Below are 20,424 nucleotides of genomic sequence, written 5' to 3'. Positions count from 1 at the left end.
AGGAAAGGTTTCATGATTCTTAAAACAAAATTATTTGGTCGTGTCTATGAATTTTCTTCAGTGAAAGAAGTTCTAGCCAAGGCCAATGAGTATAAGTCAGGAGATCAACTGGCTGGAGTAGCAGCTCAATCAGCTGAAGAACGAGTTGCTGCCAAGGTAGTGTTGGCACAACTGACTTTAGCAGATCTCTTTAATAATCCAGTTGTACCATATGAAGAAGATGAAGTTACTCGGATTATCGTCGATGATGTCAATCTTCGAACTTACGAAAAAATCAAACATTGGACAGTTGAAGAATTACGGGAGTGGATTTTGGATACCAACACCAAGAATGTTGATATTCAGTGGATCTCAAGAGGCTTGACCTCTGAGATGGTGGCCGCTGTTGCAAAATTAATGACCAATTTGGATTTAATTGTGGCAGCTAAAAAAATTGTTATTACCAAAACCGCTAATACAACTATCGGAGTACCGGGTACCTTCTCCTCACGTCTACAACCCAACCATACAACGGATGATCCAGATGGAATTATGGCCTCCACCATGGAAGGTTTTGCATATGGATGTGGAGATGCCCTACTAGGCTTGAACCCTGTTGATGATTCTGTCGAAAGTACCAAACGAATTCTCCATAAATTCAATGACTTTATTGAAGAGTATCAAATCCCAACACAACACTGTGTTTTGGCGCATGTGACAACTCAGATTGAAGCTATGAATCAAGGGGCTCCTACAGGTTTGGTTTTCCAATCGATTGCTGGATCTGAAAAAGGAAATACGGCCTTTGGTTTTGATGCAAAAACAATCCAAGAAGCACGTGATACAGCCTTAAAAGTTGGTTCTGCGGCTGGTCCGAATGTGATGTATTTTGAAACTGGACAAGGTTCAGAATTGTCATCAGATGCCCATTATGACGCTGACCAAGTGACCATGGAAGCTCGTTGCTATGGTTTTGCGAAACACTTTGATCCCTTCCTCGTGAATACAGTCGTTGGGTTCATCGGACCAGAATACCTCTATGATTCGAAACAAGTTATTCGTGCTGGTTTAGAAGATCATTTCATGGGCAAACTTTCAGGGATTTCTATGGGTTGTGATATCTGTTACACCAACCATATGAAGGCCGATCAGAATGATGCTGAGAACTTGTTGGTACTACTCGGTGCTGCCAATGTTAACTACATCATGGCCATTCCTCATGGTGATGACATCATGCTTAACTACCAAACAACGGGTTACCATGAAACTGCAACCATGCGTGATCTATTGGACAAACGCCCTATTAAAGAATTTGAAGAGTGGATGGAAAAAATGGGTCTTATGGAAAACGGCCGGTTGACCGCCCTTGGTGGAGATGGATCCATCTTTATGCAACGGAACTAAGAAGGAGGGACGCAAGTGGATGAAAAACAATTAAAAGACATGATCCGCTCGCTCTTAAGTGAGATGGTAAAGGAGGATGCCACTCCGAGTGTTGAGGTAGTTGAAGTCAGCGAATCTAGTCATAAGCCAAGTCAAGAATCCGTCATTGAGGATGGAATGATTGAAGATATCACAGAAGTCAATATTCAGGAACAATTTTTAGTGCCGAGTGCTTTGAACGAAGAAGCTTATCGAAAAATTAAAAAGTTTACTCCAGCCCGTTTAGGACTATGGAGAGCTGGAACACGTTATAAGACCCAGTCAGTCTTAAGATTCCGTGCTGACCATGCAGCTGCTCAAGATGCAGTTTTCTCCTATGTTTCTCCAGAATTTGTGGAAGCGATGGGACTGATTCCAGTTCATACGTCACCGACCTCGAAAGATGAGTATCTGACTAGACCAGACCTTGGACGTGTCTTTCCAGATGATCAAGCAGAGATTATTAAACGTGAGTGCAAGCCCAATGCCAAGGTCCAAATTATTGTTGGGGATGGTTTGAGTTCCTCTGCAATTGAAGCCAATCTTCGAGATTTTCTGCCAGCATTGAAACAAGGCTTGAAAATGTTTGGAATAGACTTTTCAGAGGTACTATTCATCAAACATGCACGGGTGGGAGCGATGGACCATGTAGCTGAACTTACGGGAGCTGAAGTGGTTTGTATGCTAGTTGGCGAACGTCCTGGTTTGGTCACAGCTGAATCCATGAGTGCTTATATTGCTTATAAACCATGGCGAGGAATGCCGGAAGCCAAACGGACAGTCCTTTCAAACATCCATCGTGGAGGAACTCCGGCGGTTGAAGCAGGTGCTTATGTAGCGGAAATTATCAAAAAAATTCTCGATCAGAAAAAATCGGGTGTTGACTTGAAAGGATAAAGGGGAAAGAAATGGTAAGACAGGAACGATTAGGAGCAAGTGTTCTATCATCCTTGCTCATTCCAAATGTAGACAGAGGCTTGGCTGCTTCCTTGGAACTAAAACCCCATCATCGGAGTTTGGGAATTGTAACTTCCGACTGTGATGATGTGACCTATGTAGCTTTGGATGAAGCCACAAAAGCTGTCAATGTTGAAATTGTCTATGCTCGTAGTATGTATGCGGGCGCAGGAAATGCCTCTACGAAATTAGCTGGTGAAGTCATCGGTATTGTGGCAGGACCCAATCCAGAAGAAGTACGGAGTGCCTTGGATGTGATTGTTTATGAGATTGAAAACGGGGCTAGCTTCTATTCAGCCAATGACGACAATTCGATTCCTTATTTTGCCCATTGTATCTCACGGGCTGGATCCTATTTATCTCAAGCTGCCAATGCAACCGAAGGGACGGCTATTGCTTACTTAATTGCTCCTCCAGCTGAGGCTATGGTGGGCTTGGATGCAGCTTTAAAAGCAGCAGATGTACAAGTTGGGGCCTTTTATGGACCTCCAAGTGAGACCAACTTTGCTGGCGGACTCTTGGTCGGAAGCCAATCAGCCTGTCGAGCTGCCTGTGACGCTTTTGCAAGAACTGTGGAGCAGATTGCAGATAATCCAAGAACATACTAGATAGCAGGTGATTCCTATGACACAAAAAGCATTAGGACTCATTGAGGTCAAGGGATTCTTGGGGGCAGTCGTTGCGGCGGACATTGCCTTAAAAGCTGCAAATGTTCATTTATTGCGAGCAGAAACTGTTAAATCCGGTTTGAAAAACGTGCAAATTGTTGGAGACATCGGTGCAGTTAGAGCAGCGGTCGATGCTGTGCAAGCAGAACTGGGTCAGAAATCCTATTTCCGTACCAGTCATGTCATTGCTCGCCTGGACCAACAAACGGAAGACTTGCTCTTTCCAAAAAAGGAAGAGATCGAGAGCGATGTTATTGCCCCTTCACCTGAGGTGGAGCCAGCCTCTAAGTATGATATTCATAAATTAGAAACAATGAAAGTGGTCCAATTGCGGAGTTTGGCTTATCAAGAACCTGCGATTGAGCTTAGCAAGAAAGAGATTAAGTTTGCCAATAAGGCTCGTTTGTTAGAAGCCCTTGGTAAGATAGAAAAGGAGTAATTGGCTATGTTTATTGAAGACAAGGACTTGGCGTCGATTCAGGAGGTGAGAAACCTGATTCGGACGGCAAAGAAGGCCCAGAAAGAACTGGCCCAATGGAATCAAGAACAAATTGATACGCTAGTCAAGGTGGTTACCAAGGCTTGTTATGAACAACGGGAATACTTGGCTAAACTGGCTGTTGAAGAAACCGGATTTGGTCGCTGGGAGGATAAGGTATTAAAAAATACCCTAGCTTCACAAGGAGTCTATGAAGAAATAAGAGATTTAAAGACGGTTGGTGTTTTATCGGAAGATTCAAAAAAGGGAATAACAGAAGTTGCTTTGCCGGTAGGCGTGATTGCAGGTCTCATTCCTTCAACAAATCCAACGTCCACTGTTATTTACAAAGCTTTGTTAGCTTTAAAAACAGGGAATAGTATTATTTTTTCTCCTCACCCTCATGCGCTCAAGTGTATTGAGGCAACGGTTGCGATTATTCAAGATGCCTTAAAAACGGTTGGAGCCCCAGCAGGTGTAGTGACGTCAATTCATCGTGTTTCGATTTCAGCAACCAATGAGTTGATGCGTCATAAAGACACCAAGCTGATTTTAGCAACTGGCGGAACAGCCATGGTTCGAGCGGCCTATTCCTCAGGTACTCCAGCTATTGGTGTTGGTCCTGGAAATGGACCGGCCTATATTGAGTCGTCCGCTGATATCCCACACGCTGTCCAGCAAATCCTGGATTCAAAAACGTTTGATAATGGTGTGATTTGTGCCTCTGAACAATCGATTATTGTAGATCAATCGAATCAGGAAGCGGTTATTGCAGAGTTCCAGCGTCAAGGAGCCTACTTTGTACCCGATTCGGATGCCAAAAAATTGGGAGCAGCAGTCATTCAACCAAGTGGTCTTATGAATCCTCAAATGGTCGGAAAGACCGCTCCAGAAATTGGGAAACTGGCCGGTCTTTCGGTTCCAGAAACTGCGCGTGTTCTCATTGCTAGGGAAACAGGGATTGGGAAGCAACATCCGTTCTCTATGGAAAAACTCTGTCCAGTATTGGGATTCTATACCGTAAAAGATTGGAAAGAGGCAAGTACCTTAACCAATAGTATTTTGCAAAATGAAGGAATTGGTCATACCTTTGCTATCCATAGTCAAAATCAGGAGATTATCCGCCACTTCAGTCTTTATACACCTGTATCTCGACTTTTGGTGAATACCGGTTCAGCACTGGGTGGTGTAGGAGCCACAACCAATCTATTTCCAGCCTTGACCTTGGGTTGTGGAGGGATTGGAGGCAGTTCCACTTCAGATAACATCAGTCCGATGAATCTCATTAATGTCCGTCGGATTGCAACTGGTCAGCGGAGTTTGGCAGATTTACGCAAGGCTGAAAATCAAGTGGCGGAGGTTGTTAAAGAATTGAAACCTGAATGCTCATTGAGTGATGAGGCTCTCATCGAAGCCCTTGTTGCGAAAGTTTTGGAAAAACTAAAATAAAAGGAGAATAAAAGATGAACGCAAACGCATTAGGAATGGTAGAAACAAAAGGACTTGTAGGCGCAATTGAAGCAGCAGATGCCATGGTCAAAGCAGCTAACGTAACACTTGTTGGGAAAGAACAAATTGGAGCTGGTTTGGTTACCGTTATGGTTCGTGGTGACGTTGGTGCAGTTAAAGCAGCAACAGATGCAGGAGCTGCAGCGGCAGAAAATGTAGGGGAATTGATCTCTGTACACGTTATTCCTCGCCCCCATGCTGAGGTGGAAGTTATTTTACCAGCAGGCAAAGCTGAATAATCTTACCAAACGAATAAACATTTTTAACACAAAGGAGAACAAACAATGAACGCAAACGCACTTGGAATGGTAGAAACAAAAGGACTTGTAGGCGCAATTGAAGCAGCAGATGCCATGGTCAAAGCAGCTAATGTCACCTTGGTTGGAAAAGAACAAATTGGTGCCGGCTTGGTAACCGTTATGGTTCGTGGTGACGTTGGTGCGGTTAAGGCAGCAACAGATGCAGGAGCTGCAGCAGCAGAAAATGTAGGGGAATTGATCTCTGTACACGTCATCCCACGCCCACACTCTGAAGTAGAAGTTATTCTTCCTAAGTAGGAAGCAAGGAGGAGGGGACCGTCGTTCATTTGATATTTAATATAGACTTTTAGTACAAGGCAGCGAGTCGTAGACAGCTCGAATCTCTGGGGGAGATTTTGAGCTTGCTGATACAACTTTCGAAGAAAGTTTCCAATAAGTATGGCAAGACGAGCTAACACGGTCATAAAAGATAACCGAAAAGAGTATAAAACTGAACGAGGTCCTTTCACTTTCCCTTGAGGGTAGGAAAGGAAGTGACTGTATGGCTTTGTATACGGAAGCACGAATTCGCAAAATGTTGCGGGAATTGCAATTGGAAAGGTCTGGTCAACTGAGCTTAGATGCCGGATCCATTTTGACTCCTTCTGCTAAAAGCTTCCTCAGAGACCATCGAATTAACGTTTCATGGAAAGAAGTTCAATCTTCGAAAAAAGCGGAATTTTTCTCTCTACCCACGGACACTTTATTTCGCTTGGAAAAGGTCTATCCCTATTTTTTAAAAGCCCAAAAAGTCTTACGTCAGTATTATTTGCTTGATAAAGAAGAAAGGTTACTTCGTTATTTTCAGCAAATTCAGCTCTTGAGAAAAGGAGAGGAAATAGAATTTGGGTTTGATAGAGTTCAAACCGATTCGAATGCTGACAGACTAATGAATCATGTCTTGGAAAAACCGATTTGGGCCTTGGAACTTTATCAATTATCGATAGAATTGGATCAAATTCGTTATGAATACGAGTTGGCTTGGTCAACTGAGTTGCGGAGTCAAAAGGAAGTGCTTCTAGGGCAGCTGAATGAAATAGTGGCTGGAATTCAAAGCATGATTGTGGAGTGAGGAAGTGTTATGAAATTAGAAACATTGATTGAAAAAGTAGCGGAACGGGTTCAAGAACAACTTGATTCGAGTTTCGAAATTGAAGCCAGTGGCCGTCATGTACATCTGAGCCAGGAAGATTTAGAGAGTCTTTTTGGACCAGGATATGCGCTAACAAAGATGAAGGACCTCTCTCAACCAGGTCAATATGCAGCCCAAGAAAGAGTAACCCTGCTGGGTCCTAAGGGGGTCTTTCGAAATGTGGTCATTCTAGGACCGGTTCGCAAGGAATCTCAAGTAGAAGTATCTGCGACAGACTGTTTGCAATTAGGCATTCAAGCCCCTGTGAGGGAGAGTGGTGACATCGAAGGGACACCAGGAATTGTCCTTGTGAATGGGAACCGTACGGTTTCTTTAGACAAGGGCTTGATTGTTGCTAAGAGACACATCCATATGACACCAGAGGATGCAGAACGCTTGGGTGTATCCAATCATGAAATTGTTCAAGTTCGAGCAGAGGGACAACGATCGCTTATTTTCGATGATGTTGTGGTACGGGTCAGTCCGAAGTTTGCGACCTATATGCACATCGACTATGATGAAGCGAATGCAGCAGGCTTTGTCAAGGGTATGCGTGGTCGTATTGTAAAAATTTCAGAAAAATAGGAGGTTGTGTATGACACAAATTGAAGCGCTTATTCAAGCTGTGACAGACCGCCTCTTGGAAGAATTGACTGTAGAAAATACTGGTAAAGAATTAGAAAAAGTTTATGTTTTTGGCTCTGAAAACTTAAAGAGTCAGATTCAAAATTTTGGTTTTGAAGTGGTAGAAGATGCGCAAGATGGAAAGCTTCTAGTTGTTGAATCTTTAACGGATGCTGCTATTTTTCGGTTAGCTAATCTTTGTCCATTGACAACCTTAGAGGAATGGATTCTACAAGCTCTACAGCAGGGAAAGGCTGTTTTTGTTTTGAGACAGGCACCGTCCACGAACGGTTCTAGCAAATCTTTGCGTGAGGGTGTTGGAATCCTGACACAAAAAGTTGCTTCATACGGACTACGATTTACAAATCTTGTAGGCTTGAAAGATTTTTTACAGCAGAAAGAAGTCACAGCTAAAACCGGGAAACGTACTTTGTTAACAGAGGAAAAAGCACAAGCTCTTGGCTTATTACCGGGTGACCACCTGGATGCCAAAGATTGGCTGATAACCCCGTTAGCTCGCGATTTCCTTCGTCGAAATAGAATTAGGATAGTTGAATAAGGAGTAGGGAGATGTTTGTGGGAAAAGTCAGGGGTAGCTTATGGGCTACTCGAAAAGAGGAAGCTTTAAATGGTCTCAAGTTTCTAATTGTGGAACGCCAATTAAATGACCAACAAACAGATCCCGCTCATGTGATTGCGGCAGATTTAATTGGAGCTGGTCAAGGCGATTTAGTTTTGGTTACGACAGGAAGCAGTGCTCGTGTGGCCTTGGATAAGGTGGATGTTCCAATTGATATGCTAATTGTTGGCATCATCGATAAGGTAGCTTATGAAGATGATGATTAGAAAGGATAGCAAATGAGTATCAATGAGATAATCATTTATGTGATGGTCCTTTTCCTACTGATTGGAGCAATTGATAAGTGTATTGGTGGAAAATTAGGACTGAGTGAACAATTTGAAGAAGGAATTATGGCCATGGGTGCCTTGGCCTTGTCCATGGCTGGGATTATGGTGGTAGCCCCATTACTAGCTGATCTGTTAAAACCAATTATTGTCCCTATTTATGGACTGGTTGGTGCCGATCCCTCTATTTTTGCAACAACTTTCATTGCCAATGATATGGGAGGAGCTCCCCTCGCTTTAAGTTTGGCAGAAAATGAGGAGGTTGGAAAATTTGCTGCCTATGTTCTTGGATCCATGATGGGGCCGACATTGGTTTTCACGATTCCAGTTTCGCTTGGGATTATTGAAAAAGAGGATCGTCCTTTGTTGGCGCGTGGGATTCTCTATGGATTGGTAACGGTCCCTATAGGCTGTTTAGTGGGTGGTCTTTTAGTACCAGGCTTGGGATTTGGTACCTTGCTCATCAATCTAATTCCAATTATTATCGTATCTGCCCTTATCTTCCTTGGTCTTGTGATGGCTCCTGAAAAAATGATTAAGGGCTTTGAGGTCTTTGGACAGGTTATTGTGACCATTGCTACTCTTGGCTTGGCTTTTGGAGCAGCTCAACTCTTAACAGGGAATGAATGGCTGTTGGGTCTGTACCCAAGTGGAGCAGAGACCTTGGTTGAAGCCTTTGAAGTTGTCGGAACCATTGCGGTTACCTTAGCAGGAGCTTTTGGATTAGTAGCAGTTTTCACCAAAGTAGCAAGCAAACCTTTAGCTAAAATTGGACATTCTTTAGGGATGAACGATGTAGCAGCCGCGGGTTTGGTAGCATCTTTGGCCAATAATATTGCCATGTTCCAAATGATGAAAGATATGGATAATCGTGGAAAAATCATCAATGTGGCCTTTGCGGTGTCCGCTTCCTTTGTGATTGGAGACCACCTTGGCTTCACAGCTGGTCAAAGCCCAGATATGATTTTCCCAATGATGGTCGGAAAAATTGTAGGAGGAGTGACTGCTGTTATTCTAGCCTTCATTTTGACAAAATCCATGCAGAAAGAAGGGTAGTTTATGAGTCAAATTAACCGTGAACTGTTAGAAAAGCTTGTTCGTCAGATCATCCTAGAAGAATTGGGAACAGAGTCATCTACGAAAAAAGTCAGTAAAGCAGGGGTCATCTCTTTAGCTGTTAATCAAATGGATGTGAGACCAGAAGATCGACTAGACACTGGAAACGCTCAAGATCAGGTCTACACCCGCGATTTAATTAGTTTAGAGGAGAGTCCACGTCTAGGCTTTGGTTTGATGACTATGGAGGACACCACCTTCTCTTGGCATCTTGACTATGATGAAGTTGACTTTGTTATCGACGGTCAATTAGACATCATTGTTGGGGATGAGGTCATGTCAGCAGGGCCGGGTCAAGCCCTCTTCATTCCAAAGGGGAGCGATATTCAGTTTTCTGTAAAAGGCAAGGCTCGCTTTGTTTACATTACTTATCCTGCCGACTGGCAGAATAGTTAGAAGAAGCACGGATTCTCCTCAGCTATATGGTGAATCCGTCTTTTTTCTGAAGGAGGACAAGATGCAATTAGAAACCTCTTACCCTTTTCCCAATGGGATGCGAACAAAGAATCGCTTGGTCTTAGCCCCGCTGACTATTAGTGCCAGTCTGGCGGGTGGAGCTGTGTCGGAAGAGGATGTGGCGTTTTATAGGCGCCGGGCTGGAAGTGCGGGCTTGCTGATTACAGGGAGTGCCTATGTGCACCCTCTTGGACAGGCTTATGCGGATAGTTTCAGTGCTGCTGAGGATGATAAGATTCCTGGGCTAACCAGACTAGCAGAGGCCATGAAATCGCAAGGCAATCTAGCGATCCTGCAAATCTATCATGGGGGGCGTATGGTTCCATCAGACCTTATCGCGGAACAGCCCGTTGCACCGAGTGCGGTACTTGCGGAACATGGAGCAGTTGAACTTCCTAGAGCACTGACCAATGCTCAAATTGAGGAAGTCATCCAAGATTTCCTGGATGCTATAGGTCGAGCCATACGAGCAGGTTTTGATGGTGTCGAACTTCATGGGGCTAATACTTATTTGATTCAACAATTTTTATCCCCTCATTCTAATCGTCGCCAAGATAAATGGGGAGGAACTTTAAACAATCGCATGCGATTTGCCAAAACCCTCGTTAAACGTGCCCGTCAGTTGATTGTGCAAGAGAGCCCGAAACCCTTTCTATTGGGCTATCGTTTCTCACCAGAAGAAATTGAGGTTCCAGGGATTGAACTGAAGGACAGCCTGGCATTAATAGACCAGCTGATTCACTTAGGAATTGATTACCTGCATGTTTCTATGGATAATTTATGGCGATCCTCCTTGCGAAAACCAGAAGAAGAAGTACCAGTCATCTTAACCATTCGGGATAAGATAAAAGGACGTGTGCCTCTAATCGGAGTGGGTAGATTGAGAAAACCCGAAGATTGTGAGGAGGCATTGGAGTCTGGAATCCCTCTTCTAGCAATGGGAACCAGTTTACTTTTGGAACCCGATTGGTTGAAGCTGTATCGATTAAAAGAAGAATCAAAAATTCGTAGGTATTTGGACAAGGAAACATTAATCGATTTAGCTTTGCCAAACAATTTTGTTAGGGATTATGGAAGTTACTATGCTAAACCTTAAAGGAAAAAGGAGAATAAAATGAATTGGAAAACAGCAGCCGTTTTAGTATGCGGAACCAGCCTTCTTTTAGGAGCTTGTCAGGCTAATATGACCAAGGAGGAAAGCAAATCGGATAAGCTGGAGCAATCCTCGACCAGTCAAAAGAGTCCAGAAATACTGATGTCTGGAAATTGGGAATCCAAAGCCCATGCCCGTCTAACACAACTGATTCAAGAGTATGGAAAATCCTCTCCAAACTATTCAGAAGAGGCACGACCTTATGCCGTTTTTGACTGGGACAACACCACTATCATTAATGATATTGGGGAAGCCACTTTTGTTTATCAAATTGAAAACCTTGCTTTTAAAGTAACTCCTGAAGAATTTGGAAATGTCATTCGAACCCAAGTTCCAGAAGATGTTTTTAGCGAGGATTATCACAATGAAGACGACCAAGCGATTTCCATTAAGGAAATTTCAGCAGACTTAGAGGCAGATTACCAGTATCTATATCGGGAATTTAAAGGCTTCGAAGGAACGAAGAGCTTAGAAGAGATTCAAAAAACAGATCAGTACAAAGATTTTAGAGCTAAACTGCTATTCCTTTATGAAGCCATTGGGGATACCTTTAGCTCAGACATCTCTTATCCTTGGGTAACGTATTTATATGCGGGGATGACATCGGAAGAAGTTCAAAAACTATCTGAAGAATCCATTGCCAAATCCTTGAAAGATGAGTTAGTCTCAGAAACCTGGGAGAGCCCAGGAAGCCAAAAAGGACAAGCAGGACAAGTCGAAATCGAATTCAAACGTGGAATTCGGAAGGTGAAAGAAGTTCAAGACCTATACCAAACGCTAATGAAAAATGGAATTGACGTTTATGTTAATTCTGCTTCCTACTATGATGTTATTCTACCTTTTGCGACTTCTAAAGAATACGGTTACGGTGTACCAGAAGAAAATGTCTTTGCCATGCGTCTCTCTAAATCTGAAGAAGGCGTGATTATGCCAGAATTGGATTCAGCCTTCACTCAGACCCAGGGAAGTGGTAAGACAGAGACGATTAACCAATTTATGGCTCCAAAACAGGGAGATAGCCAGCCAATTCTGATTGCTGGAGACAGTAATGGAGACTATGCGATGCTTAGTGATTTCCCTGAACTCAAGATGGGCTTGATTTTTAACCTCTTACGAAATCCTGAGAAGGGAATTGGTTTATTAGCCAAAGAAGCAGTAGCGGATTACGATCAGGAACAACCACTCTATTACTTGCAAGGACGTGATGAGAATAAGGGAGTCTTGATTTCAAGCCAACAAACGATTCCACTAGGAGAGCAAGAAGCTGTCTTAGTCAAGGACTGATTGGTAAAAACTAGATTAAGAAGAAAACCGAATCACTCATGGAAAACAATTGAATCCTGAAAGTGAGCGAATAAGGTCCAAAGAGTATTCCTTATCCTGAAACAGGAGCCAGATTGAAGAAATCCGGCTCCTTTTTAAGGATTAATCGGGATTTAGAGTCTTTTCGTTTACTTTTAGCACAAGGCAGAGATTTGAGCTTGCCGATACAACTTTCGAAGAAAGTTTCAAATAAGTAGAGCAAGACGAGCCAACACAGTAATATAAGATAAACTAATGAGTATATCAGTTACCGTACTCCAAAACAGGAAGACCTACTTACTTGAAATAAGACTACAAGAATGGGAAGTATGCAGACTTGCATTTGAAAACAAATTCTCATTGAAATTTATTTATGTAAAAAATGAATTGAGTTTTTGAAATTGGAAATACAAAATCTAAAAAAAGTATAGTAGAATAGAGCTACTAAAGATAACCATATTGGAGAGGGCTTATGAATACAATTGATTTGACAATTCCAGTAGCCGAAGTTTTAGATAAGCATCCCGAAGTGAAAGATCTCTTGATTGAACTGGGGTTCACACCACTATCCAATCCAGTAATGCTCAATACCGTTGGAAAGATCACAAGTTTGAAGCAAGGTTCGAAATTGGCAAAGATTCCATTGAAATCCATTCAAGAGCAATTGGAATGGAATGGTTATACAGTTATTGGAGGATTAGATGACTAATCAGACACGAATTGATTTACTAAAGCAAATCTTAATAGACTTGCATCATGGAGCCAGTCCAGAGTCTGTTCAAGATCTATTTAATGAACATTTTACAGGAGTCTCAGCCCTTGAGATTTCGATGATGGAACACGAGCTCATGGGAAGTGATACAGGCATTACCTTTGAAGATGTGATGAAATTGTGTAATGTTCATGCTAATCTTTTTAAGGGGGCCATCGCGAATGTTGAGGTGGCTGATAGTGAGCAAGAAGGACATCCTGTTTTTATTTTTAAGCAAGAAAATCTTGCTTTACGGGCTGCCTTGCTACGGATTCGACGCTTGTTTGATCAGTTTGAGAAACATGACCTAGATCCGGAAATTAGCGCACAGATACTCCAAGGCTTAAAAAGACAATTCAAACTCCTATCTCAGTTCGAACACCACTATACTCGTAAGGAAAAACTCTTTTTTCCGATTATGGAGAGATACGGACATGATGCTCCTCCGAGAGTGATGTGGGGAGTGGATGATGATATTCGTAATCTCTTTAAAGAGAGCCAACTCCTTCTTAACCAGTATCATCTAGATGGGGATGATATAGGACCCATCCGTCAAGCCTTTGATCAGTTTGCGTCTGAATTTGAAGAGATGATTTTCAAGGAGGAATCCATTTTATTAATGATCCTACTAGAAACCTTTTCACAGGACGATTGGCTTGCCATTGCAAATGAAAGTGATGCTTACGGCTATGCTATTGTGCATCCAACTGCCAAATGGATTCCCAAGCGCCAAGAATTTCTCGAAGCAGCCACAGAAACAGAAGAGGGGACAGAAAATTCATCATCCCAGTACCAACTGGACACACCTGCAGGAACAATCTCCATTTCGTTTACTCCAAAAATGAAGGAAACTTTGGTAGATACACAGCAAGTCCAACCCTTCGGTCATGGGTACTTATCACTTGAACAGGCAAATTTGCTGTTAAACCATCTTCCCTTAGAATTAAGTTTTGTGAATAAAGATGATATCTTTCAGTATTATAATGTCAGTCACCCTAGTGATGAAATGTTGTTTAAGCGTACGCCAAGCCAAGTTGGACGCCACGTAGAATTATGCCACCCTCCAAAAATTGTAGAGAAGTTTCGAACGATTATTGACCTCCTTCGAACAGGCCAGCGAGACGAAGTTCCAATGTGGTTTAAAAAGGATGAAGCAACCTTTATTTATGTTGTTTATAAAGCCGTCCGAGATCAGCAGGGAGAGTTTCAGGGGGTTTTAGAATATGTTCAAAATATTCAACCTTTTTTCGAATTAGAAAATGAAGTGCAACGAGATATTTCAGAAGAATAGTTAAGCCCTACAGTCAAAGCTGCTCTATTCAAACAATATGTCTTCTCCCATTAGTCTAGCGAGTCATAAACAATTCTTATTGATACTCATTCGATTTCAAAATCTGACTTTGTCAAGCCTCTTTGATGAACTTACTGATTGCGTGTCTTACACGCTTAATTGATAATATAGTCTTTTAGTTTACTTTTAGTACAAGGCAGCGAGTCGTAGACAGTACTGAAGTACGGCAAGACGAGCTAACACAGTAATAAAAGATAAACTAAAAGAGTATATTCAACAGGTCTCTCAGACCTGTTGAACTATCATCATCAGCTGTGCTCGTCATTTTTTTGATATGCCGTGAGTATTCTGATCTTGAAATTAGTTAAGTATGAAATCAAACAAGAGTTACCATTTCTTATAAAATGCGTCAAAGTGGGTTCACTAACTAAAATAGGTAGGTTGAGACTTTTGTCCCAACCTCTTTTTTCTTACAAAAATGTAAGTTAGGAGCTCGTCTTGTAAGATTTGTAGTAGGGATATTTTTCTATAATAGAGACAGAAAAAGTAAAGAAAGAAGGAAACAGATGTTATTAGAAATCAATCATTTAGAAAAGGTTTATCGGACTCGTTTTTCCAAAGAGGAAACACGCGCCCTCCAGGATGTGGATTTTAAAGTTGAAGAAGGTGAGTTTATTGCGATTATGGGGGAAAGTGGGTCTGGTAAAACAACTCTTCTTAATATTTTGGCCACCCTAGATAAACCGAGTAGAGGTTCTGTTATCTTAAATGGCCAAGATATTACTAGAATTAAAGAGGGAAAATTAGCTGATTTTCGCCTTCGAAATCTAGGGTTTGTCTTTCAAGACTTTAACCTCTTGGATACCTTAACGATTCAGGACAATATTTTTCTCCCACTTGTGTTAGCTCGTAAATCGTTTCAGGAGATGGAACGCAGCCTGGCAGTGTTAGCTCCCCAGCTGGGTATTCAAGATTTATTGCAAAAACGTCCGTTTGAATTATCTGGTGGACAGAAACAGCGTGTTGCCATTGCTCGTAGTTTAATCACCAAACCACAACTGGTTTTAGCGGATGAACCGACAGCAGCATTGGATTATCGAAATTCAGAAGACTTACTCCATCTTTTTGAAGAAATCAATCATTCTGGTCAGACAATCCTTATGGTAACCCATTCTGCCAATGCGGCTAGTCACGCCAATCGAGTTCTCTTTATCAAAGACGGTCGGATATACCATCAACTTTATAAAGTGGGAAAAACAAATCAAGATTTTGCTAAAGAAATTTCGCTAGCAATGTCTAGCTTGCTAGGAGGTGAATAGATGTTTTATGTTAAACTAGCCTTACAGAATATTCAAAAGTCCTCCCGTATCTTTGCTCCATTTGTATTAGCCAGTCTTGTCCTCTTTACGATCATGTCGGCAGTTTTTTCCCTCATGCTCAGCCCCGTGATTGCTAGCCTCGGAAGTGGCGGCATAACCTTATCTTTGGGTATTGTAGTACTAACAATTTTCTCCTTAAATATGGAAATTTATAGTTTTAAATTTCTGTTGCAACAACGAACGCGAGAATTTGGTCTCTACAATATGCTGGGAATGAATAAAAAAAAGGTTTCGCTGATTGCTAGTTTGGAACTATTCTTTATTTTTTTGTTGATAGTGATTGCCGGATCCATCTTGGGGACGATTGTATCCAATCTCTTCTATCTTCTTTTTGTTAATTTGGTGGGTTATCATGAACTAAATTTTACGGGGAGTCCCTTAGCTTCGTTCTTTACAGGACTGATCTTTGCAGGAATTTTCCTAGTTCTGGAGTTTATAGCCATTTATCAAATTGGAAAAACCAATCCTCTTGTTCTTTTCAGAACCAGTGAGAAGGGGGAGAGAGAACCTAGAGGAAATAGTCTTTTTGCGGTTCTAGCCTTGTTAAGCCTTGGTTTTGGTTACTATCTTTCTCTCTCATCCAAAGCGAGTGGAGTAGAGATTATTTTACGCTTTTTTATCGCAGTTCTTTTGGTCATTGCTGGAACCTATCTTTTTTATATGAGTTTTATTACTTGGTTTTTAAAAAGACGTCGAAAGAATAAACAATATTTTTACCAACCAGAGCACTTCATTACAACTTCCCAAATGATTTTTCGAATGAAGCAACATGCAATGGGCTTGGCCAATATTACGCTTTTAGCAGTTATGACCTTTGTAACCATAGCGACAACGACTTCTTTGTATGCAGGAACAAATGAAATTGTAAATAATCTTTATCCAACAGACACATCCTTAGAATATTTTGCGGAAACAAGAGAGCAAGGTGAGAACCTCTATCGTGAGTCTGTTTTAAACTCTTTCCCCGAAACTGAGAAGAATGCTCTATCTTACTGGGCTTTTCAGACTGCCATCCGCTATCAGGGTGGAGAATCGGTTACAATTAATCCAGAAACAATGGGGGATTTGAATCCAACAGAAATTCTCTTTACTTACCTGGTTACCCAAGATGATTTTCGAAAATTAGGGAACCAATTACCGACTCTAGCTGATAATCAACTGGCCTTTGTTCGAATGAATGAAAAAACAAATCTAAAGGCATTGAGGTTGGGTGATCAACATTTTGAGGTTGTTCAAAATCTAACCAAAGCTCAGTTTCCTGATGTGGCGAATACCTTTCAGTCTGCAGTCCTTGTAGTTGCCAATGATACGGTTTTAGAATCCTTTAGTAATTATTTCCAATCTCTCCAGCTAACAGGCTTTCCAGTTAACAGTGTTTACCGAGTTCTGACAGATCTTTCATCTGAACAGGTCTCTCAAATTGCAAGTGCTAATGGTGATAGCTATCTATTCGAAAATAAGGAGGGTGAAATTCTTGGTAGTGTCATGCAGAAACAAGAATACCAAGATTTAATGATTGGTTTCACAGGTGGTTTTCTTTTCACAGGATTTCTCATTGGAATGAGTTTTATTCTGGGAGCCGCCTTAATTATCTACTACAAACAATACTCTGAAGGACATGAGGATAAAAAATCCTATAAAATTTTACAGGAAATTGGAATGAGCCAGGAAGCCGTTAAGAAAACCATTAATTCCCAAATTGTTATCCTCTTCTTTTTACCTTTAGCGATAGCGATTCTGCATTTTTTGGTCTCAACTGTGATGCTTCGACAAATGCTGGCTGAATTTGGGATTTATTCATCTAATCTGATTTACACTGTTAGTGCTGTAACTCTTATCTTGGTGGCAATTACCTACTATATTATTTATAAGTGGACCAGTCGTACCTACTACCATATTATTGAACGATAATTTGAAAAGTCAGAGATTTTAGTCTCTGGCTTTTCCTCTGTTAATTCCTGGTTATCTTTTTATTTTTCTGACAAAAGGTGTTAGAATGTCACTATGAAACAAAGTGTCGTATACATTGTTGAAGATGATGCCTTGATTGTCGATCTTCTCAAGAAACATTTGGGCCAGAACCACCATGTTCTGAGCGTACAGAATTTTCGTGCAGTGAGCCAAGAAGTTGCAGAAATCCAGCCAGATATTATTTTGATGGATATTAGTTTACCTTACTATAATGGCTTTTACTGGACCACTGAGATTCGTAAGAGTATGACCATGCCCATTATTTTTATATCTTCTAGTGATGACGAGATGAATGCGGTTATGGCTATGAATATGGGCGGTGATGATTTTGTGACCAAGCCCTTTTCCTTGGAAATTCTGGATGCCAAAATTGGTGCTTTTTTACGACGGGTGAATCAATTTGCACCTGCTCAGGACTTCAGTGTGGATGATTTTCATCTGAGTTTGGAAGGGCGCTTACGACGAGGACAAAACCAGGTACAGCTAACCCCAACGGAAACACGGATTTTGAAAGCTCTCTTTAAGGGGCAGGGACAGGTTGTCAGCAAGGACGAATTGCTCAAGGACTTATGGGAGAATGAAGATTTTATTGACCAGAATACCCTCAATGTCAATATGACCCGTTTGCGGAAAAAGGTAGCGGAAGTGGGGTTTGATCGGATTCATACTGTACGGGGAGTGGGGTACTTGGTTAAATGATAGGCTCTTTTCTTCGAGAATACCGTACCTTCTTTCTTGCTTATATTTTACTGACAAGCTCCTATCTGATTTTGTTCTATCTTTACCAACTTCCCTGGGCCTTCTTTCTGCAATCTGTCTTTTTATCCTGGACTATCTTTCTTATTCTCATTCTAAGCCTTTTTTGGAAATTTTTTCATCGAATGAAAGCCTTACAAGATGGAATTCATGAATCTGACCTCTATCTTCTCAATAAGCCCATTGACCGCGCTTATTTATCTTTGCTTGAAAAGGAGAAGGACGATGCCCGCCAGCAACTCTTGTCCTATAAGAAAAGGGAAGAAGATCTCCAAGCAGTGGTCAAGTTATGGTCTCATCAAATGAAGGTGCCACTTGCAGCCCTCTCGTTAATGAGTCAGACGAAGAAACTGGATCCACAAGACGTGGACAATCAGCTCTTACGATTGGATAATTACCAAGCCAACCTCCTTAACTACCTAAAACTCAGCAATCAGAGCAGTGATTTCCGCTTTGAAGAAGTAGAAGTGCGCCAAATCATGGTTGACTTAGTAAAGAAATACCGCACCCACTTTTTACATAAACAAATTGCTGTTAGTATAGAAGGCAAGTGGAAGCTTAAATCTGATCGAAAATGGCTTTCCTTCGCCCTCTCCCAAATCCTAGATAACGCTATCAAGTATAGCCAAGAAGGCGGATCCGTCCAGATTCAACTGGATAAGGGGGTCCGTATCAGCGACCAGGGCATTGGCATTCTGCAAGAAGACATCCCCCGCCTCTTTGATCAAGGCTTCACCGGATTTAATGGCCGTGAACACCAAAAAGCCAGCGGCTTTGGTCTCTACCTAGCCAAGCGCGTGCTCGACCAACTAGAATTGGACATTGAGGTTAGAAGTCAGGTAGATGAAGGAACACAGGTAATGGTGAGGAAGAAGTAAAAGGGAACGAAATTGTGACCACTAATGCTGATTTTCATTTAACAATTTTTAAAAATAGATTTATACTTAACTTCCTTCAAAATCGGAAGTCTCGAATCTTTCAAAGAGATGGCTAGGAAAGCCGGTGTAGATTGTTCAAAGCACGCAATCAATAAGTTCATCGTCAGGCTTGACAAGGTCAGATTTTGAAATTTAATGAGTATTAATTAAACTGCCTAGGAGACTTTCATCTTTTTTATTGGGAAATGAGAAGGTAAGAGATAAAATTCAGTGAAAAAGATAGAAATAACTGAATTATGCTATAATTGGTTTAATGATTCAATAAGGAGATTATAGAATGATGACAAAAACAATAGATGTTGCAAGATATATAATCTATGCTTATGAACAAATTTCAAATTCACGCTTTGAAACTCAGGAGTTGAAGTTACAAAAGTTAATGTATTTTGCCCAAAGAGAAAGTTTCGCTTTAGTGGGAAATGAACTATTTCCAAGCGATTTTCAAGGCTGGAAGCACGGGCCAGTCTTACCTGAATTACGTTATTCCCGAATTATTCATACCCTGAATATCTTTGCGTAACTATCAAAAAAATCATCAGAAACAAGTAATAAACAATTGCAGTTCTGATGATTTTTATGAACGATCAAGCTTTTCTATAAATAAAGATGGATCTGCTACCTTAGCACCCTAAAAAAGGGTAGACTCCGCCCTTGGTGCGACTCTCGATTTTTAAAAATGTATTCTATTTGATTCGGTATCCTAATTTCCTAGCAAAGGAGGACTGGTATCCCCTACTGCATAGATAACGGGGAGTGAGAAATCTAGTCTGGAAATTCGCTCAAAGAGAGCCTGAAACTCATCTTTCAGAGAATAGAGATTAGACAGTTTTAGAATTTGTTTTCTAGCACTTTTGACGCATTTTCCAGCTATATTCACAAACAGTTTCCGAAAACGTTTCATCGTCAAATTCTTCACAGACCCACTAGCTAGATGCTTCATAAATAAGGAAAGATTATAGGCCAAGCAAGAAATCATCATACGAACTTCATTCTTGATTAGAGTTGAACTATCTGTCTTATCCCCAAAAAATCCAGACTTCATCTCTTTTATGAAATTTTCAGACTGTCCTCGTTTTCGGTAAAGTTGAAAACATTCTTCGCTAGCACCACCAGCTAGATTGGTCACAAGAGAAGTAACTTCATAGAAGAGTTCCCCATCCTTTCTTTCTGAAAATTGGCAGACACGGCGGGCGTGATCCCAAGAATTTGCTTGATAAACAGTCTCGGAATAGGAAGAATGAGGTAAAATGGTCATATCCTCATTTTCAGAACCAGGTAAACTTAAATCCCCTAAACGACTAAGAATAGAGTTTCTTTTAAGCTTGATGAGATAGTTC

Annotated in this window: 23 protein-coding genes; 22 read left to right on the top strand and 1 reads right to left on the bottom strand. The window is 41.3% G+C overall.

The features are described 5' to 3' along the window. Nucleotides 1-12 precede the first annotated feature (12 nt). The 22 genes from I1A59_RS01715 to I1A59_RS01610 all read left to right on the top strand — a co-directional run bounded on the left by I1A59_RS01715 (nt 13) and on the right by I1A59_RS01610 (nt 19,607). Nucleotides 13-1,383, top strand: coding sequence for an ethanolamine ammonia-lyase subunit EutB (locus I1A59_RS01715; RefSeq protein ID WP_196091101.1), 1,371 nt, complete (start codon nt 13-15; stop codon nt 1,381-1,383). A gap of 15 nt (nt 1,384-1,398) precedes the next feature. Beyond that, nucleotides 1,399-2,298, top strand: coding sequence for an ethanolamine ammonia-lyase subunit EutC (gene eutC / locus I1A59_RS01710; protein WP_196091100.1), 900 nt, complete (start codon nt 1,399-1,401; stop codon nt 2,296-2,298). A gap of 11 nt (nt 2,299-2,309) precedes the next feature. Continuing rightward, the gene (gene eutL / locus I1A59_RS01705) at nt 2,310-2,966 is read left to right on the top strand and encodes an ethanolamine utilization microcompartment protein EutL (protein WP_196091099.1); all 657 of its coding nucleotides are present in this window, start codon (nt 2,310-2,312) and stop codon (nt 2,964-2,966) included. 16 nt (nt 2,967-2,982) lie between these two features. Further along, on the top strand, nt 2,983-3,465 hold the full coding sequence (locus I1A59_RS01700; protein ID WP_196091098.1) for a BMC domain-containing protein: 483 nt from the start codon (nt 2,983-2,985) through the stop codon (nt 3,463-3,465). 6 nt (nt 3,466-3,471) lie between these two features. Then, nucleotides 3,472-4,953 (top strand): acetaldehyde dehydrogenase (acetylating), encoded by a 1,482-nt coding sequence (locus I1A59_RS01695; RefSeq protein ID WP_196091097.1) that lies wholly within the window; start codon nt 3,472-3,474, stop codon nt 4,951-4,953. A gap of 14 nt (nt 4,954-4,967) precedes the next feature. Next, complete coding sequence (locus I1A59_RS01690) at nt 4,968-5,252, top strand: BMC domain-containing protein (RefSeq protein ID WP_196091096.1); 285 nt, start codon at nt 4,968-4,970, stop codon at nt 5,250-5,252. Nucleotides 5,253-5,297: 45 nt separating this feature from the next. Further along, nucleotides 5,298-5,570, top strand: coding sequence for a propanediol utilization microcompartment protein PduA (gene pduA / locus I1A59_RS01685; RefSeq protein WP_135035019.1), 273 nt, complete (start codon nt 5,298-5,300; stop codon nt 5,568-5,570). Nucleotides 5,571-5,814: 244 nt separating this feature from the next. Further along, nucleotides 5,815-6,384, top strand: coding sequence for a hypothetical protein (locus tag I1A59_RS01680; RefSeq protein ID WP_196091095.1), 570 nt, complete (start codon nt 5,815-5,817; stop codon nt 6,382-6,384). Nucleotides 6,385-6,393: 9 nt separating this feature from the next. After that, nucleotides 6,394-7,029, top strand: coding sequence for an ethanolamine utilization phosphate acetyltransferase EutD (gene eutD, locus I1A59_RS01675; protein ID WP_196091094.1), 636 nt, complete (start codon nt 6,394-6,396; stop codon nt 7,027-7,029). 10 nt (nt 7,030-7,039) lie between these two features. Continuing rightward, entirely contained in the window at nt 7,040-7,627 is a 588-nt protein-coding gene (locus I1A59_RS01670) for a hypothetical protein (protein ID WP_196091093.1), read from the top strand. Nucleotides 7,628-7,638: 11 nt separating this feature from the next. Next, entirely contained in the window at nt 7,639-7,914 is a 276-nt protein-coding gene (locus tag I1A59_RS01665; RefSeq protein WP_196091092.1) for a EutN/CcmL family microcompartment protein, read from the top strand. 12 nt (nt 7,915-7,926) lie between these two features. Beyond that, the gene (locus tag I1A59_RS01660; RefSeq protein ID WP_196091091.1) at nt 7,927-9,030 is read left to right on the top strand and encodes an ethanolamine utilization protein EutH; all 1,104 of its coding nucleotides are present in this window, start codon (nt 7,927-7,929) and stop codon (nt 9,028-9,030) included. A 3-nt stretch (nt 9,031-9,033) separates the two neighbouring features. Continuing rightward, the gene (locus I1A59_RS01655) at nt 9,034-9,486 is read left to right on the top strand and encodes an ethanolamine utilization protein EutQ (protein WP_196091090.1); all 453 of its coding nucleotides are present in this window, start codon (nt 9,034-9,036) and stop codon (nt 9,484-9,486) included. A gap of 61 nt (nt 9,487-9,547) precedes the next feature. Beyond that, nucleotides 9,548-10,642: an NADH-dependent flavin oxidoreductase gene (locus I1A59_RS01650; RefSeq protein ID WP_196091089.1), complete on the top strand. Its 1,095-nt coding sequence runs from the start codon at nt 9,548-9,550 to the stop codon at nt 10,640-10,642. 18 nt (nt 10,643-10,660) lie between these two features. Continuing rightward, nucleotides 10,661-11,983, top strand: a complete 1,323-nt coding sequence (locus tag I1A59_RS01645) for a haloacid dehalogenase-like hydrolase (RefSeq protein ID WP_196091088.1) — start codon at nt 10,661-10,663, stop codon at nt 11,981-11,983. A 490-nt stretch (nt 11,984-12,473) separates the two neighbouring features. Beyond that, entirely contained in the window at nt 12,474-12,710 is a 237-nt protein-coding gene (locus I1A59_RS01640; protein WP_196091087.1) for a DUF1858 domain-containing protein, read from the top strand. Then, the gene (locus I1A59_RS01635; RefSeq protein ID WP_196091086.1) at nt 12,703-14,043 is read left to right on the top strand and encodes a DUF438 domain-containing protein; all 1,341 of its coding nucleotides are present in this window, start codon (nt 12,703-12,705) and stop codon (nt 14,041-14,043) included. Before I1A59_RS01640 ends, I1A59_RS01635 begins: the two co-directional genes overlap by 8 nt. Before the next feature lie 566 nt (nt 14,044-14,609). Then, entirely contained in the window at nt 14,610-15,362 is a 753-nt protein-coding gene (locus I1A59_RS01630) for an ABC transporter ATP-binding protein (RefSeq protein WP_196091085.1), read from the top strand. After that, entirely contained in the window at nt 15,363-17,333 is a 1,971-nt protein-coding gene (locus I1A59_RS01625) for an ABC transporter permease (RefSeq protein WP_196091084.1), read from the top strand. A gap of 93 nt (nt 17,334-17,426) precedes the next feature. Further along, a complete protein-coding gene (locus I1A59_RS01620) occupies nt 17,427-18,092 on the top strand; it encodes a response regulator transcription factor (protein ID WP_196091083.1) in 666 nt (221 codons plus the stop codon). After that, on the top strand, nt 18,089-19,027 hold the full coding sequence (locus I1A59_RS01615) for a sensor histidine kinase (RefSeq protein WP_196091082.1): 939 nt from the start codon (nt 18,089-18,091) through the stop codon (nt 19,025-19,027). Before I1A59_RS01620 ends, I1A59_RS01615 begins: the two co-directional genes overlap by 4 nt. Before the next feature lie 337 nt (nt 19,028-19,364). Then, nucleotides 19,365-19,607, top strand: coding sequence for a type II toxin-antitoxin system antitoxin SocA domain-containing protein (locus I1A59_RS01610; protein WP_210766421.1), 243 nt, complete (start codon nt 19,365-19,367; stop codon nt 19,605-19,607). A 180-nt stretch (nt 19,608-19,787) separates the two neighbouring features. Here I1A59_RS01610 and I1A59_RS01605 read toward each other — a convergent pair. Further along, on the bottom strand, nt 19,788-20,424 hold a 637-nt coding region (locus I1A59_RS01605; protein ID WP_196091081.1), incomplete at its 5' end, for a transposase.

The sequence above is a fragment of the Streptococcus sp. NLN76 genome (assembly GCF_015686645.1).
Classification (GTDB): domain Bacteria; phylum Bacillota; class Bacilli; order Lactobacillales; family Streptococcaceae; genus Streptococcus.
Note: the sequence above shows the minus strand (reverse complement) of the source record. Positions and strands in the feature narration are given on the sequence as shown.